Origin of the sequence: Salinivibrio sp. MA607 (assembly GCF_001996245.1) — a bacterium.
GTDB lineage: Bacteria > Pseudomonadota > Gammaproteobacteria > Enterobacterales > Vibrionaceae > Salinivibrio > Salinivibrio costicola.
In genome coordinates, this window is the sequence record NZ_MUFJ01000035.1 from 1 (window position 1) to 15,405 (window position 15,405).

Sequence of the window (15,405 nt, forward strand, 5' to 3'; positions counted from 1 at the left end):
GTAAGCGGGTATTTCTACCCGCCTGGTGATTGAATGGGCGCTTTGTTATAGGGCAATAGATCGCTGACATCACAGCCCTCTTCTCTCTGAGGTAGCTCTGTCAGTACATGACGCAGGTAGGCATAGGGCTCCACACCGTTGGCACGACAGGTCAGCATGATACTGAACCAGACGGCGCTGGCATTCGCCCCGCTTTGGGTGTCCGCGAACAACCAAGCCTTCCGCCCGGTCGCCACCGGACGGATTTCCCGCTCGACCTGATTGTTGTCTATCGGGTAGCCGCCGTCTTCGACATACTTCTCCAGGTAACGCCATTGTTTCAGCGTATAGCTGACCGCTTTTCCCATCGGGCTGTTCGGTAACAGCCTGGCGGCGGCTTTATCCAGCCACTCATGGAAGGCGTTCAAAATCGGAATGCTGTCTTGCTGCCTCATCGCATGCCTGTCTGCTGGCAACAAGGATTTTGCCTTTTTCTCCACAGCATACAACTTCTGGATATAACTCAAGGCCTGTTTGGCCTGTCCTCCCTTCTTCGGGCTCAGGTCGAGGGCATCTTTGAACTTGCGCCGAGCATGCGCCCAGCATCCGAGGTGGGTCACGTTTTCTAGCATCCGCCAGGCTGAGTAGCCGTCGGTCATGACCGTGCCCTGGTAACCATTGAGGAAGGCCTTGGGGTAAGTGTGCCCCCGGCCTGGTTGGTAGTCGAACAGCACCACCGGCGTCGTGCTTTGCGCCGGGCTGGTGTAGGCCCAGAGATAGGATTGGCTCTGGGCTGACTTGTCTGGCTCCTTCAGCACCTGAAGCGTCGTTTCGTCACCGTGGATAACCGACTCTCCGAGCAAACTTTCCTGCATAGCGAGGTACAGCGGCGACAGCCGCTCAGCCGTTTTAATCATCCAGCTTGCCAGGGTGGTGCGCTGGAGCTCGACGCCGACCCGGGCCAGCTCTTTTTCGATGCGGTATAACGGTAGGCCGTCGGCATACTTGCTCACCGCAACGGTGGCCAGGGTCCCGGCAGTGGCGATACTGCCGGGCAGCGGCTGGCGGGGCATGGCAGCGGTGATAATTTTGCTACCTTCGCCGTGGTTTTCGCAGTGGCGGCAAGCGTATTTTTTGCGCTCGTGGCGCAGTACTTTAACTTGCTTAGGGATAATGTCGAGCTGCTCGGACGATTCAACACCCACGGCGTGCAGCTGACCCTGGCAGCAGGGGCAGGTCTTTTCATCGTCAGCTAAATCGTACTCTATCACCTCACGGGGTAAGTCCGGGTTGATGGGCTTGCGGCCCCGTTTGCGGGTGTAGGTCACGGTTTCCATTTCCGGCTCGTCATCGGATGGTCCGATGTCGACCAGGGTTTCCGCTTCGTTGAACAAGCAGCCTTGAGCGGGGAACTTCTCACTTTGCGGCAGGTACTTTTTGGCCTGGGCTAGCCGGAACTGCTCCCACATTGCAGCAATGCGAGCTTCGTATTGTTGGCTGATATTTTGAACCAGGCCGTCGATGTAGGTCTGGATTTCCGGGGTGATGCCCGAGGGCTTTTCAAGTTCCTTTTGCATACAGAAAGTATAGTAAAAACAGCCGCTTTTGCCACTTTTACTGGCACTTTTTTATGATATTTTAAGCCCGTTTATCGCTTGGTGTGCCACGGCATCCTGCCAGTTCAGCCCGTCCAGCAGCCAGCGCAGTTGCCTGGCCGTGATTTCCATCGCGACCGTATCTTTCGGGTGCTTCGGCCATTTGAACGTGCCGCTTTCCAGCCGGCGATAATGGAGCCAGAAGCCGTTGGTGTCCCACTGTAGGATTTTCAGCTTGTCCCGGCGGCGGTTGCAGAACACGAACCAGTGGGGCCCGACCGGATCGAGCGCCAGTACGTCTTCGACCAATAAGCCTAGTGTATTGATGGATTTGCGCATGTCGGTGCTCCCGGTGGCCAGGTACACATTGCCACTTGGTGTCGGGATCATGGCAGGCACTTCATCACTTGCGGTAACAGCGCGATGGCCGAGGCGTCATGGACGGAGACCCGGTAGCCGCCGGGGGTTTCGACCACCAACGTCATCGGCGATGAAGACATTGACACGGGAACAATGACGCTCTCGGGCTCGGTGGATGATGTTGTGAGCTTTTTCTGCCAGTAATAGAACTGCGACTGGGCAATTTGGTGCTGTTCGCACCAGGCGGCGATGGTGAGTTGGCTGTCTTTTTGATGCTGCAGGCGCTCCTGCCAGAGTGTCATCTTGTCTTCGCGTGTCATGATATCGCTCCGATAGTGAAGGAGCTATATCAATATCAGGTCATCGTGGTTATGTGAATGTGGGGAGAAATGGCCGCTTACNTAGAACTGCGACTGGGCAATTTGGTGCTGTTCGCACCAGGCGGCGATGGTGAGTTGGCTGTCTTTTTGATGCTGCAGGCGCTCCTGCCAGAGTGTCATCTTGTCTTCGCGTGTCATGATATCGCTCCGATAGTGAAGGAGCTATATCAATATCAGGTCATCGTGGTTATGTGAATGTGGGGAGAAATGGCCGCTTACGTTATTCAGACGTCGGTCACATCCAGTTTTTTTTGGGGAAGGGTTACAACATAACCATAAAAAATGCCAGTCAGAAAACTGACTGGCATTGTTGTTAGTTGGCAAAGCTTAATTCGCTATCTAGCGAGTCTTATTCCCACTCAATCGTCGCTGGGGGTTTGCCGGAGACGTCGTAAACTACGCGGGAGATGCCGTCGACTTCGTTGATGATGCGGTTCGACACTTTGCCAAGGAAATCGTATGGCAGGTGTGCCCAGTGCGCGGTCATAAAGTCGATGGTTTCGACGGCACGCAGGGCGATGATCCAATCGTATTTACGGCCATCGCCCATCACGCCCACCGAGCGAACCGGTAAGAACACGGCGAAGGCTTGCGAGACTTTCTCGTAGAGATCGGCGTTGCGTAGCTCTTCAATAAAGATCGCATCGGCGCGACGAAGCAGATCGCAGTATTCTTTTTGGATTTCGCCCAGCACGCGCACACCTAAGCCTGGCCCTGGGAAGGGGTGGCGGAACAGCATGTGATATGGCAAGCCCAGCTCAAGACCGATTTTACGGACTTCGTCTTTGAACAGCTCTTTGAGTGGCTCAACCAGACCCATTTCCATCTCTTCCGGTAAGCCACCGACGTTGTGGTGTGATTTGATCACATGCGCTTTACCGGTTTTCGAAGCCGCCGATTCGATCACGTCTGGGTAGATGGTGCCTTGCGCCAGCCATTTAGCATTGTCCATTTTACTCGCTTGCTCGTCGAACACTTCGACAAACACCCGGCCAATGATTTTACGCTTCGCTTCGGGATCGGCTTCACCTTTCAAGGCATTAAGGAAGCGGTCTTCCGCATTGACATGAATAATGTTCAACCCAAAGTGATCGCCGAACATTTCCAGCACTTGCTCACCTTCGTTAAGGCGCAGCAGGCCGTTATCAACGAACACACACGTGAGCTTATCGCCAATCGCACGGTGAACCAGCATAGCCACTACAGAAGAATCGACGCCGCCAGACAAGCCAAGGATCACCTCGTCATCCCCCACTTGCTCACGAATACGCTCAATCGCATCGTCAATAATGGTTGCCGGTGTCCACAAACGCTCGCACTGGCAGATTTGCATCACAAACTGCTCAAGCATCCGTTTGCCTTGGCGCGTGTGCGTCACTTCTGGGTGAAACTGAACACCATAAAAACGTTTATCTTCGTTGGCCATTGCTGCAAACGGACAGGTATCTGTTTCAGCGATTTTGACAAAATCTTCCGGAATCGCGACCACTTTATCGCCGTGGCTCATCCACACATCTAAAAGTGGGTGACCATCATCGGCAATAGCATCTTCAATGCCATCAAACAGTGCGCTCTGGCCAACGCGTTTTACTTGCGCGTAGCCAAACTCGCGATGCTCAGAGCCCGCAACCTTACCACCAAGCTGCTCAGCCATGGTCTGCATGCCATAGCATACGCCCAACACAGGCACGCCTGCGTCAAAGACATATTGCGGTGCACGTGGCGAGTTGGCTTCTGCCACGCTCTCTGGGCCACCGGATAGGATGATGCCGTTGGGAGCAAAGTCACGAATGTCTTGCTCATCGACATCCCAGCTCCAAAGCTCACAATACACACCAATTTCACGGACACGGCGCGCAATCAACTGGGTGTACTGGGAGCCAAAATCAAGGATCAAAATACGTTGAGCATGAATGTTCTGGGTCATTATCTGGCTTTCTCAATTAAGTGGAACAAAGGGGAGCTGTGCTCCCCTCTCAAATGCATCGCGGTAGTGATGTCTTTAGCCGAGGCGATAGTTCGGCGCTTCTTTAGTAATGGTGACATCATGCGCGTGTGATTCTTTCATGCCCGCGCCGGTCACGCGAACAAACTGCGCGTTAGTGCGCATCTCTTCTATGGTGGCAGAGCCCGTTAAGCCCATGCTTGAACGCAACCCGCCCATTTGTTGGTGGATGATCTCTTTCATCATGCCTTTGTAATCAACGCGCCCTTCTATGCCTTCAGGCACCAACTTATCGGCGGCGTTATCGCTTTGGAAGTAACGATCAGATGAGCCTTTTGACATGGCGCCCACTGAGCCCATACCGCGATAAGATTTGTACGCACGGCCTTGGTAAAGCTCGACTTCACCCGGAGACTCTTCGGTACCGGCGAGCATTGAGCCCACCATCACACAGGATGCGCCGGCAGCAATGGCTTTACACAAGTCACCCGAGAAACGAATACCGCCATCGGCAATTACCGGAATACCATACTCTTGCGCGACGGCAGCGGCATCACTGATCGCGGTAATTTGCGGCACACCCACGCCAGTGACGATACGCGTGGTACAAATAGAGCCTGGGCCAATACCGACTTTTACGGCATCCACACCCGCGTCAATCAAGGCACGTGCGCCCTCGGCAGTGGCAACGTTACCGCCCACAATTTGTAAGTGCGGGTACGAGGCTCTGGCATCACGAATACGTTGTAGGACGCCCTCAGAGTGGCCGTGTGATGAGTCAATAAGTAACACATCGATTCCCGCTTCCACCAAGGCCGCGATACGCTCTTCATTGCCCGCCCCTGCGCCGACGGCACCACCGACACGCAAACGACCTTGTTCGTCTTTACAGGCGTTAGGCTTGCTTTCCGCTTTCTGGAAATCTTTGGCGGTGATCATGCCGCTAAGGTGATGGTCTTGGTTGACGACCAGAATTTTTTCGACGCGATGCTGCTGCATCAACTGTTGCACTTGCTCACGCTCAGCGCCCTCACGCACGGTGGCGAGACGAGACTGAGGGGTCATCACATCTTCAACACGTTTGCTAAGATCTGATACAAAACGCACGTCGCGTCCTGTAATAATGCCAACTAGCTCTTTTTGTTTATTCACCACTGGATAACCGGCAAAGCCATTGCGTTCGGTCAAGGCTTTGACATCGGCAATGGTCATCTCAGGCGTCACCGTAACCGGGTTAGACACCATGCCCGCTTCATAGATTTTCACCAAGCGCACTTGCTCGGCTTGCTGCTCGATGGTCATATTTTTATGGATAAAGCCAAGGCCGCCTTCTTGTGCCAATGCGATGGCCAAACGGGCTTCGGTCACTGTATCCATTGCTGCAGAGAGCACAGGGATGTTCAGGCTAATTGAACGGGTCAATTGGGTCCGCAGATCCGCATGGTTAGGGAGTACATTTGAGTGGGCAGGGACGAGGAGTACATCGTCAAAGGTTAACGCTTCTTTCGCGATTCTCAGCATTGCAATATCTCACACTAAAAGTTGTGAAGGGGAACAAAATATTGCCGCAGAATTATACGTGCAGCGCAAACGTTTGGCTATCGATTTTTACTAAGAATAGCGATTGATTGCCCAAGACAGATTTAGTCGGTTGATTTATCAACGGATACATTGTTCATTTTTTCGCAATCGATTGCTTTGATCGCCTGGCTATCGTCATGCTGAGTCAGTTGGCATCCCAGTATACGGCAGGTAGTATGCGATCAGGTTTATCAAAAGGATCAGCGATTGTGACCGCGAGTAATCAACATATTTTGTCCGTTTCCCGCCTCAATGCGGAGGTGCGTCTTTGCTTAGAAAAAAACATTGGCATTGTCTGGCTAACGGGCGAACTCTCCAATTTTACCGCGGCAACGTCTGGCCATTGGTATTTGTCACTCAAAGACAACCAAAGCCAAGTGAAGTGTGCCATGTTTCGTGGTAACAATCGTCGCGTGACCTTTAAACCCAAAAATGGGGATCAAGTCCTGGTGCGCGCGCGTGTGTCTATGTACGAGCCTCGAGGCGACTATCAGCTAATCTTAGAAAGCATGCAGCCCGAAGGCGATGGACGACTGCAGCAGGCGTTTGAGCAACGTAAACAAGCGTTAGCCGCAGAAGGGTTATTCGCACAAACCGCCAAGCAAACTTTGCCCGACCAACCAAAGCGCGTTGGCATAATCACCTCCAAAACCGGCGCTGCCTTGCATGATATTCTGAATGTGCTTAAAAGACGGGACCCTAGCCTGCCGGTGGTGATTTATCCGACCCTGGTGCAAGGGCAAGATGCGGCAGTATCGATAGCGCAAGCGATCGGGCGCGCCAATAGCCGTCATGAGTGTGACGTACTGATTGTTGGTCGTGGCGGTGGGTCACTCGAGGATTTATGGTGCTTTAATGAAGAAATCGTCGCCCGTACTATCGCCGCGAGTCAGATCCCCATCGTCAGTGCCGTAGGCCATGAAGTGGATGTGACCATTGCTGACTTTGTTGCCGATGTTCGCGCCCCCACCCCATCAGCTGCCGCAGAGCTTGTTAGCCGTGATCTGAGTTATCGCTTGCAGCAATATCAGCAGCGCGAGCAAGCGCTTAAAAACGCGATCGGCACGCTACTTTATCGCCAGCAACGGGCACTGACGCAACACGAACACCGTTTGTCTCACCAACACCCCCGTCGTCGTCTGCAACAGCAAAGTCAGCATATTGATGAGCTGCAAAGGCGCATTCACCAAGGACTGACGAAACAGCTTTCACGATATAACCACCAGCTTAATGCCCTGGATAGCCGGTTACAACGCGTGACGCCTGAGCATCGTATTCATCAACATCAGGCTCAATTGGCACAGCACCATCAACGCCTCGTCCACGCGATGAACTCGCAATTGTCACACGCGCAGCAGCGACTTTTGACCTTGGTGGCGACCTTGGATGCCGTCAGTCCATTAGCGACGCTCTCTCGTGGCTATTCGATTAGCCGTGACAGTGATGGGCGAATTATTAATAACATCAATCAACTGCATGAAGGCGATATCCTGCGCACCCAGCTCAGTAACGGCGAGATCACCAGCGTGGTACAACAGCGTCATCCAAGTCAGTCGGCTGATTAAACTCTGTACAATACACATCTAACCGATCAGTAAGCGATCGAGCGATCTTGGGGTTAATTCCCCTTGATCAGCTTCCTACCCTGAAAAGAATATTTATCAATACACTTCCCGAAAGCATAAGTTACATGTTCTGCATTTGGATTTTTATCGATATAAAACACTAAAAAATAGCGTTGTAAATTAAAGATCCAGCATAAATGAAATGAGAGTGACGTGAAGGGGTGATGCAATTATCGCCGCTCAAAACCTGCCCAGTCACGCGATAAGCTAAGATCCACGACATCACAGACGACGTGGCTTTAATGTGATTATGATCACGAATGATAAATTCACGATCCAGGTTTGGATCGTTAAAAGTAGGCGGGATCAAAAAAGCCCAGCATCAAGGCTGGGCTTTCGTTTACTTCTTATTGCGGTTTTTAACCATGTCCATCAAGCGTTTGCGTTGACGTGACTGAGATAACGTCAGCTTTTCTTTTTTACCCTCATACGGGTTTTCACTGTTCTGGAACTGAATCTTTATCGGTGTGCCCATAATGTCTAAGGTTCGACGATAATAATTCATCAGATAGCGCTTATAGGAGTCTGGCAACTCACTCACCAAGTTACCATGGACGACCACAATGGGTGGGTTATATCCACCGGCGTGTGCATATTTTAGCTTCACTCGGCGGCCACGTATCATTGGAGGCTGATGGTCATCTTGCGCCATTTTCAAAATACGGGTTAGCATCGCGGTTCCGACACGTTTGGTCGCCGACTGATAGGCTTCTTGAATGGACTCAAACAAGTGACCGACACCGGTACCATGCAACGCAGAAATAAAGTGAACGCGTGCAAAGTCGACAAAACCAAGGCGACGATCCAGCTCGGATTTCACCCGCGTTTTAATCTCGCTATCTAAGCCATCCCACTTGTTAACCGCCAACACGATCGAACGGCCCGCATTCAAGGCAAACCCTAGCAAGCTCAAGTCTTGATCAGATATATTTTCTCGAGCATCAATCACTAGCAGCACGACGTTCGCGTCTTCGATAGCCTTAAGTGTTTGAATAACAGAAAATTTTTCAACTTTTTCACTGACATGTTTACGACGACGTATACCGGCCGTATCAATCATCACGTACTCGCGTCCATCGCGCTCCATCGGGATATAAATGGAGTCTCGTGTGGTCCCCGGCATATCGTAAACGACGACTCGTTCTTCACCGAGCATGCGATTGGTCAAGGTCGATTTACCCACATTGGGGCGACCTATAATACCAATTTTAATCGGCAGTGATTGAAGGTAGGCGTACTCATTTTCTGCCTGCTCTTCTGTGTTCACGGTCGGGTTGTCTTGATCATCGATGTCATCTTGCTCATCGGTCAGGTCAACCAGACCTGTCTCTTCCTGCGCTTGCTGTAGCGCTTGTTCGGCAAAGGGCGTTAGAGCACGATTAATCAATCCGCTGACCCCACGACCGTGTGCGGCAGCAATTTGATACATGTTGTCCATGCCTAATTGCCAAAAGTCTGCGGTTGCGGTATCTGGGTCAATACCGTCTACTTTGTTGACGACCAAAAAGCTAGTTTTTTCGCGGACACGGATATGTTGAGCAATATCCCGATCAGCAGGTGTTAATCCTGCACGCCCGTCCACCATAAATAACACCACGTCGGCTTCTTCAATCGCAGCAAGCGATTGTTCGGCCATTTTGGTTTCTACACCCTCTTCTGTACCATCAATCCCGCCGGTGTCGATCACGATAAATTCGTGCTCATCCAGCAATGCCTTGCCGTATTTTCGATCCCTGGTCAGTCCCGGAAAATCCGCTACTAATGCATCGCGCGTGCGGGTAAGACGGTTAAAGAGCGTCGATTTTCCCACATTCGGGCGCCCTACTAGGGCTATAACAGGAATCATGTAGACCTCTTAATTTTCATTCTCTTATCAATAAACAAGGCTCCCAACTGTCTATACAGCCAGGAGCCTAAATATAAAACTGGGTGGCTGATACTAGTCGATAGCCAGCTTTCTCAATTGGCCATCGCGTGTTATCACGATATAGCCATTATCGGTTTGCACGGGCGCCACCGCAATACCCTCGCCTTCAAGCGATTGCTGGGCAACAAAATCCCCAGTTTCTGGATCGAGCCAATGCAAGTACCCTTGGCTATCTCCAACCACAAGATAGCCATCACTTACCGCAGGCGCAGTTAATATGCGGTACGCTAACTCACTGTTGCGCCATTTCTCTAAACCATTACGTGCATCTAATGCGACAATATTGTCTTTATCATCAATTAAATAAAGGCTATTACCCGCCGCAATAAAATCGTTGGCCGATGAAAAATCACGCTTCCATGCTGCTTTTCCCGAGCGTAAATCAATCGACACTAACTGCCCATTATAGCCCACGGCATACAAACGGTCGCCATCAATCACAGGGGTCGCATCCACATCAACAAGACGATCAATTTCGGTCGCCCCTTTGGGTGTCGAAATCGGAATTTGCCAAATAGAGCGACCCGTTTCGATCATTGCGGCGCCAAGACGACCATTCGCCATCCCCCAGAATACACCGCCTGAGACGGTTACGGGGGCACTCTCGCCGCGCAAACTTAGATTAGGGACATCATTGGCGTTACTCCACTGAGGCTCACCCGATTCCGCATCAAGCGCAACCAACTCACCGCGGCTGGTATTAACGATCACCATACCAGCATCGACCAAAGGCTTGGCCAGGATTTCACCGTTCACATTTTGCTGCCAAAGGCGCTCGCCCGTTTCAGCATCCAAGGCATACAGTTCGCCGGTTTCTCCGCCAACATACACTTTACCGTAGGATGCACTCAGCCCACCAGATAACAACGCTGGCGTCTCAGTTTGCACCGACTGCTGCCAAATACGCTCGCCACTTTCAAGATCAAACGCAGCCACTTCTCCCTGGCGGTCAGCGGCGAATACCTTATCGTACGCGACCGTCGGTTGAAGGGCCGAATAATATTGCCCGACACCATCACCGACTTGGGCTTGCCAAATCTGTGATGATGCAATTTTATCCGTTACAGTGGGTAATGGTGCCATTTGCACAACATCTTCTTCACCCGCACAACCGGTCAGTATCGCCAAAGTCGTGGCCACAGCGGCTATGCGCCATAATCCTTTTTTCATACCACGCCCTTATTGACTGAGGTTATCAAGCTTCATCGTGACGGTTGGACTCGCTCCTGCCTCAAGCGAGGCGGTATAGGCATCACGAGCGGCCTCACTGTCCCCTTGGCGAAGCAAAATATCACCGCGAATTTCCTGTACTTTGGCTGTCCAACTTGACGCGGTCACTTTATCCAGTTCACTCAGTGCCGCGTCATACTGACCCAGCTCCGCGTTCACACGCGCTAAACGCGTGGTTACCAACCCATAGAGCGCATCATCATTTACCGCTTGCTGGGCCGTTTGCAGCTGTTTACGTGCACTGTCTAGCTCTCCCTGTTCAACCTGTTTCTTTGCCAGGTTAAGTGCCGCCAGCGCTTGATAACCTTCATGCCCCTCGAGCTGGCTCAGTGCCGTGCCATCACCGCTCTCGATACTGTTCAAAGTTTGTTCGTATTGTTGAGAGGCTTGTTCCTTACTTTCGACCTGTTGCGACTGGAAATAACGCCAGCCGTACAACGCACCTAAGCCGACAACAGCGCCGATTACAACCGCTTTCCCGTTATCTCGCCACCACTTTTTAATGGCTTCAACTTGCTGCTCTTCTGTGGTGTAGACGTCCACGATCTGTCCTCTCTAAATCAATGCTTTTAATGTCGCAGCGATCTGATCCTGCTTCAGAGTTTGTTGCTCGCCGCCTTTTAAATCTTTTAGCGCTACCGTTTGATTAGCGACTTCGTCTTCGCCCAAAACCAATGCGACGGATGCGCCGACTTTGTCTGCACGTTTAAATTGCTTTTTAAAACTGCCACCACCAAAGTGCGACATAACGCGTAACCCCGGCACTTGCTCACGCAGGTTTTCGGCTAGTTTCATCCCAGCGGCTAAGGCGCCCTCGCCTGCCGTCACCATGTATACATCCACCACTGGGCGGATATCATCTTGGCTCAGGTTTTCGAGCATCAAGACTAAGCGCTCAAGGCCCATTGCAAACCCGACCGCCGGTGTTGCCTTACCACCGAGTTGTTCAACCAAACCATCGTAGCGGCCGCCGCCACACACCGTGCCCTGCGCGCCTAAGCTATCGGTAATCCACTCAAAGACCGTGCGGTTGTAATAATCAAGTCCACGTACTAGACGGTGATTCACTTGGTATTCGATACCTGCCGCGTCCAAGAGTTCACACAATCCAGCAAAATGTTGTTTTGACTCGTCATCCAGATAATCACTGAGCTTTGGCGCGTCAACAAGAATCGCCTGAATATCCGCGTTTTTGGTATCTAATACACGTAGCGGATTGGTCTGCATGCGACGTTTACTGTCCTCATCCAACACCGATTCGTGCTGCATCAGAAAAGCAACCAGTGCTTGGCGATAATCCGCACGCGCTTGCGGCGAACCAATGGAGTTAAGTTCTAAACGTACGTGCTCAGCAATCCCCAGCTCACGCCACATCCGGGCCGTCATCATGATCAATTCGGCATCAACGTCAGGGCCATTCAAGCCAAATACTTCCACCCCAAATTGATGAAATTGACGATAGCGGCCTTTTTGTGGACGTTCATGACGGAACATTGGCCCGGTATACCACAAACGGTGTTCCTGGTTATAGAGTAAGCCGTTTTCGATCCCTGCGCGGACACAACCCGCCGTGCCTTCAGGTCGTAGCGTTAGGCTGTCACCGTTTCGATCATCAAAGGTGTACATTTCTTTTTCGACAACGTCGGTCACTTCACCAATCGCACGGCTAAACAGATGTGTTGCTTCGACGATAGGCATACGTACTTCACTGTAGCCATAGGCACTGACGACCTGTTTAATCGTATTTTCGAGCTTCTGCCACAAAGGAGATTGAGAAGGGAGGCAGTCATTCATGCCTCGGATTGCTTGAATTGTTTTAGCCACGTTAACTTCCGTTACCGATATCATATATAAAAGGGGAAAAGGCAGCCTGATGGCTTAGCCTTCTTGATCGATTTGAGACACCTTGATGCGGTTGCGCTCATCCATCATCGCCGCTTTGGCGCGGATTTTTGCTTCTAACTCATCCACCAAGTTGTCATTGGTAAAGCGCTCTTTTTGACGTTTGCCGTCGAGATAATAAGCACTGCGCTTGTTGCCACCAGCAAGGCCAAGATGTGACGCTTCGGCTTCGCCTGGGCCATTGACAACGCAACCAATGATTGAAACGTCCATTGGCGTCAGAATATCTTCTACGCGCTGTTCAAGCGCATTCACGGTGCCGATGACGTCAAATTCCTGACGAGAGCAGCTTGGGCAGGCGATAAAATTCACCCCGCGTGAGCGAATTCGGAGGGATTTAAGAATATCAAACCCAACTTTAATTTCTTCAACAGGATCAGCCGCTAACGACACACGCAACGTATCGCCAATACCTTCAGCGAGTAACATGCCTAGCCCAACCGATGATTTTACCGCCCCTGCGCGCGCACCACCTGCTTCGGTGATCCCGAGGTGAAGAGGTTGCTCAATCTGTTGTGCTAATTTGCGGTAGGATTCCACCGCTAAAAAAACGTCTGATGCTTTCACACTGACTTTAAATTGGTCGAAGTTGAGTCGATCGAGAATATCAACATGACGCATCGCGGATTCTACTAGCGCGTCTGGCGTTGGCTCACCGTATTTTTCCTGGAGATCACGTTCTAGCGAGCCACCGTTAACACCAATTCGAATCGGGATGTTTTTATCGCGAGCAGCATCGACCACCGCACGGATGCGCTCTTCTTTACCGATATTCCCAGGGTTGATCCGCAAACAATCGACACCGTATTCAGCGACTTTAAGCGCGATACGATAGTCAAAGTGAATATCTGCCACTAGCGGGATCGACGTTTGCGCTTTAATTGTTTTGAAGGCTTCAGCGGCATCCATAGTGGGGACCGACACGCGAACAATGTCTGCACCCACATTTTCGAGCGCTTTTATTTGCGCCACGGTCGCCTCAACATCCGTGGTGCGCGTATTGGTCATTGATTGCACTGCAATGGGCGCACCATCACCAATCGGCACATTGCCCACATTGATACGTTTGGACGGACGACGTTTAATCGGATTTTCGTTGTGCATATTGACGTTCTCTGATTACTGCGGAAGGCGCAACCGAGCCACTTGCCCGGTTGGGTAGCCATCAAGATCAATATTGTCGCCATTAAAGGTAATGTTCACCACACTTGGCGCCCCAAGTACCAATTGGTACGGCGTTTCGCCAGTTAAGGTAATTTGCTCACCTTCAGCTTTTATTCCTGTCGCCAAGCGTTCGCCATTGGCATCACGCACATCAATCCAGCAATCGCCAGTAAAGGTCATGACCAGGCGGTTTTCGTTGGCGCTTGCGGTTGTTTTTGCTGCCGGATCCGTCACTGGCGCTTGTGCTGTTTCCTGACGACTCGCTGCGTCAGTCGTTTGCGCCTCCATTTGTGTCTTAGCGGCTGTTGCCTCATCAGAGGTAGACACAGGATTCGATTGCCCCTCATCACTGGCTTTGGCCGCGGGTTCTACCGGCTGCGGCGCATCGACAGCTTTAGCAGGCTCAGTGTCGAGTTCATCGGTGCTCGGTTGGGGCTCGGCGGCAATCACAGCACTGTCTTGGTCAGAAGGGGTGGTTACTAACTCATCGGCTTGTTCGCTATCCAGCTGCGTGGGTAACGATGTCATCGCTTGTTGATTTTGCCAATACCACACGCCAGTAATCCCCACCGCAATAGCAATGATCACCCAAGACAACCACATCAAACGGCTTTCACTCCTTTGCCGTCGTGTCTTGCGCGAAAAGCTTTGCATTTTCTGAACCGTTGCCGCACTGCTTGCTTCCATATTGCTGTCACCGAGAAGCTGGTCGGCGTCGATTTGCATTAACTTGGCATAGGATCGCAAATAGCCACGCGTAAACGTGGCCAGTTGATCCATATCTGGATTATTGCTTTCGAGGTCCTCGATGACACTGACGCGCAATCGCAGTCGGTCAGCCACATCGCGAACACTCCAGCCCATTTTTTCTCGCGCTTGCTTTAATACTTCCCCGGGCGCAGGTTGCGTATCTTTTTGCGCGTGTTCTTCCGTCTGTTCAGTATTCATTCGCTAAGTACAATTGATATTCTTTGGATTCTGGAAACTGGTGCGCCAATCGCTGAGCATCATGGGCAGCTCGCTCCGTGTTACCTTGTTGCTGATAAGCTTTGACCAACAATAATAATCCGCTGGGATGGGCACCAACGCGTTTATGGAGTCGTTTGATACGCGTAATGGCACCTGCCTCTTGCCCTCGTTCTATCTCTAACTTGGCAAGTTGTAATCCTGCGCGGACATTCAGCGGGTCATGCTCAGTCGCTTTTTCCAACAAGGCCTTCGCGCTCTTAGTTTCGCCCGCTTTTAGCTGGCAGAACGCGGCATTTTCATAACTGTCTGACACGCGATGATAATACGGTTGTGCGACGGCTTGCAAAAATGCCTCTTTTGCCTCAGCAAAACGCTGTTGTTCGCACAAAAACACACCGTAGTTATTATACACATCGCCTTTTTTAGACGCTTGCGATAACGCTTTTTGATATAAACGGTCCGCTTGGTCGGTTTCACCGACACGTTGTTGATAATACGCCATAGACAGCGAGGTACGATAGTAATTAGGCGCATATTGGTGTGCTTGCTGCAAGTTTTGCTGCGCTTGTTGATAGCGATCACTGTTTAAGTAACCTAACCCCAACGAAATTCGTGCCTCGGCCGCTTGAATCTTATCAAACTTAGCGTCGTTTTGCTGTGAAACTGGCGAGGCACAACCTGCCAACGTGATAATCAACACCCATACCCAGCCAGTTTTTACCATGTTCTTCCCTTATAAAGACCTATA

The 15,405-nt window shown here is 51.4% G+C and carries 14 protein-coding genes; 1 reads left to right on the plus strand and 13 read right to left on the minus strand.

The genetic code is table 11. The features are described 5' to 3' along the window. Nucleotides 1-14: 14 nt before the first annotated feature. From tnpC to guaB, 6 genes are all read right to left on the minus strand, one after another. Nucleotides 15-1,556, minus strand: coding sequence for an IS66 family transposase (tnpC, locus tag BZG81_RS13865; protein WP_077677656.1), 1,542 nt, complete (start codon nt 1,554-1,556; stop codon nt 15-17). A 51-nt stretch (nt 1,557-1,607) separates the two neighbouring features. Next, nucleotides 1,608-1,964: an IS66 family insertion sequence element accessory protein TnpB gene (tnpB, locus tag BZG81_RS13870; protein WP_077677657.1), complete on the minus strand. Its 357-nt coding sequence runs from the start codon at nt 1,962-1,964 to the stop codon at nt 1,608-1,610. Next, nucleotides 1,961-2,254 (minus strand): IS66 family insertion sequence element accessory protein TnpA, encoded by a 294-nt coding sequence (gene tnpA / locus BZG81_RS13875; RefSeq protein ID WP_025744753.1) that lies wholly within the window; start codon nt 2,252-2,254, stop codon nt 1,961-1,963. The genes tnpB and tnpA (BZG81_RS13875) overlap by 4 nt, the downstream gene beginning before the upstream one ends. Nucleotides 2,255-2,278: 24 nt before the next feature. Next, nucleotides 2,279-2,452 carry an IS66 family insertion sequence element accessory protein TnpA gene (tnpA, locus tag BZG81_RS15955; protein ID WP_158011851.1) on the minus strand — a complete coding sequence of 58 codons (174 nt, stop codon included), beginning with the start codon at nt 2,450-2,452 and terminating at the stop codon, nt 2,279-2,281. 211 nt (nt 2,453-2,663) lie between these two features. Next, nucleotides 2,664-4,241 (minus strand): glutamine-hydrolyzing GMP synthase, encoded by a 1,578-nt coding sequence (gene guaA / locus BZG81_RS13885; RefSeq protein WP_021022937.1) that lies wholly within the window; start codon nt 4,239-4,241, stop codon nt 2,664-2,666. 75 nt (nt 4,242-4,316) lie between these two features. After that, nucleotides 4,317-5,780, minus strand: a complete 1,464-nt coding sequence (gene guaB / locus BZG81_RS13890) for an IMP dehydrogenase (protein WP_021022936.1) — start codon at nt 5,778-5,780, stop codon at nt 4,317-4,319. A gap of 269 nt (nt 5,781-6,049) precedes the next feature. Between guaB and xseA the strand changes: the two genes are divergently transcribed. Continuing rightward, nucleotides 6,050-7,405 (plus strand): exodeoxyribonuclease VII large subunit, encoded by a 1,356-nt coding sequence (xseA, locus tag BZG81_RS13895; protein ID WP_077677667.1) that lies wholly within the window; start codon nt 6,050-6,052, stop codon nt 7,403-7,405. Nucleotides 7,406-7,805: 400 nt separating this feature from the next. On the opposite strand, the gene der is transcribed toward xseA, so the two are convergent. From der to pilW, 7 genes are all read right to left on the minus strand, one after another. Continuing rightward, complete coding sequence (gene der, locus BZG81_RS13905; protein ID WP_021022934.1) at nt 7,806-9,311, minus strand: ribosome biogenesis GTPase Der; 1,506 nt, start codon at nt 9,309-9,311, stop codon at nt 7,806-7,808. Between the two features lie 93 nt (nt 9,312-9,404). Further along, nucleotides 9,405-10,562: an outer membrane protein assembly factor BamB gene (bamB, locus tag BZG81_RS13910; RefSeq protein ID WP_077677660.1), complete on the minus strand. Its 1,158-nt coding sequence runs from the start codon at nt 10,560-10,562 to the stop codon at nt 9,405-9,407. A 9-nt stretch (nt 10,563-10,571) separates the two neighbouring features. Then, entirely contained in the window at nt 10,572-11,165 is a 594-nt protein-coding gene (locus BZG81_RS13915; protein ID WP_021022932.1) for a YfgM family protein, read from the minus strand. Nucleotides 11,166-11,177: 12 nt separating this feature from the next. Continuing rightward, the gene (hisS, locus tag BZG81_RS13920; RefSeq protein WP_028569626.1) at nt 11,178-12,446 is read right to left on the minus strand and encodes a histidine--tRNA ligase; all 1,269 of its coding nucleotides are present in this window, start codon (nt 12,444-12,446) and stop codon (nt 11,178-11,180) included. A gap of 54 nt (nt 12,447-12,500) precedes the next feature. Next, nucleotides 12,501-13,628 (minus strand): flavodoxin-dependent (E)-4-hydroxy-3-methylbut-2-enyl-diphosphate synthase, encoded by a 1,128-nt coding sequence (gene ispG / locus BZG81_RS13925; RefSeq protein WP_021022930.1) that lies wholly within the window; start codon nt 13,626-13,628, stop codon nt 12,501-12,503. Nucleotides 13,629-13,643: 15 nt separating this feature from the next. Beyond that, entirely contained in the window at nt 13,644-14,636 is a 993-nt protein-coding gene (gene rodZ, locus BZG81_RS13930; protein ID WP_021022929.1) for a cytoskeleton protein RodZ, read from the minus strand. Continuing rightward, nucleotides 14,626-15,381 carry a type IV pilus biogenesis/stability protein PilW gene (pilW, locus tag BZG81_RS13935; protein WP_021022928.1) on the minus strand — a complete coding sequence of 252 codons (756 nt, stop codon included), beginning with the start codon at nt 15,379-15,381 and terminating at the stop codon, nt 14,626-14,628. The genes rodZ and pilW overlap by 11 nt, the downstream gene beginning before the upstream one ends. Nucleotides 15,382-15,405: the final 24 nt, after the last annotated feature.

Coding starts and splice junctions, on each gene's coding strand:
- tnpC (WP_077677656.1), bottom strand. CDS start 1,556: ATGCAAAAGGAACTTGAAAAGCCCTCGGGCATCACCCCGGAAATCCAG.
- tnpB (WP_077677657.1), bottom strand. CDS start 1,964: ATGATCCCGACACCAAGTGGCAATGTGTACCTGGCCACCGGGAGCACC.
- tnpA (WP_025744753.1), bottom strand. CDS start 2,254: ATGACACGCGAAGACAAGATGACACTCTGGCAGGAGCGCCTGCAGCAT.
- guaA (WP_021022937.1), bottom strand. CDS start 4,241: ATGACCCAGAACATTCATGCTCAACGTATTTTGATCCTTGATTTTGGC.
- guaB (WP_021022936.1), bottom strand. CDS start 5,780: ATGCTGAGAATCGCGAAAGAAGCGTTAACCTTTGACGATGTACTCCTC.
- der (WP_021022934.1), bottom strand. CDS start 9,311: ATGATTCCTGTTATAGCCCTAGTAGGGCGCCCGAATGTGGGAAAATCG.
- bamB (WP_077677660.1), bottom strand. CDS start 10,562: ATGAAAAAAGGATTATGGCGCATAGCCGCTGTGGCCACGACTTTGGCG.
- ispG (WP_021022930.1), bottom strand. CDS start 13,628: ATGCACAACGAAAATCCGATTAAACGTCGTCCGTCCAAACGTATCAAT.
- rodZ (WP_021022929.1), bottom strand. CDS start 14,636: ATGAATACTGAACAGACGGAAGAACACGCGCAAAAAGATACGCAACCT.
- pilW (WP_021022928.1), bottom strand. CDS start 15,381: ATGGTAAAAACTGGCTGGGTATGGGTGTTGATTATCACGTTGGCAGGT.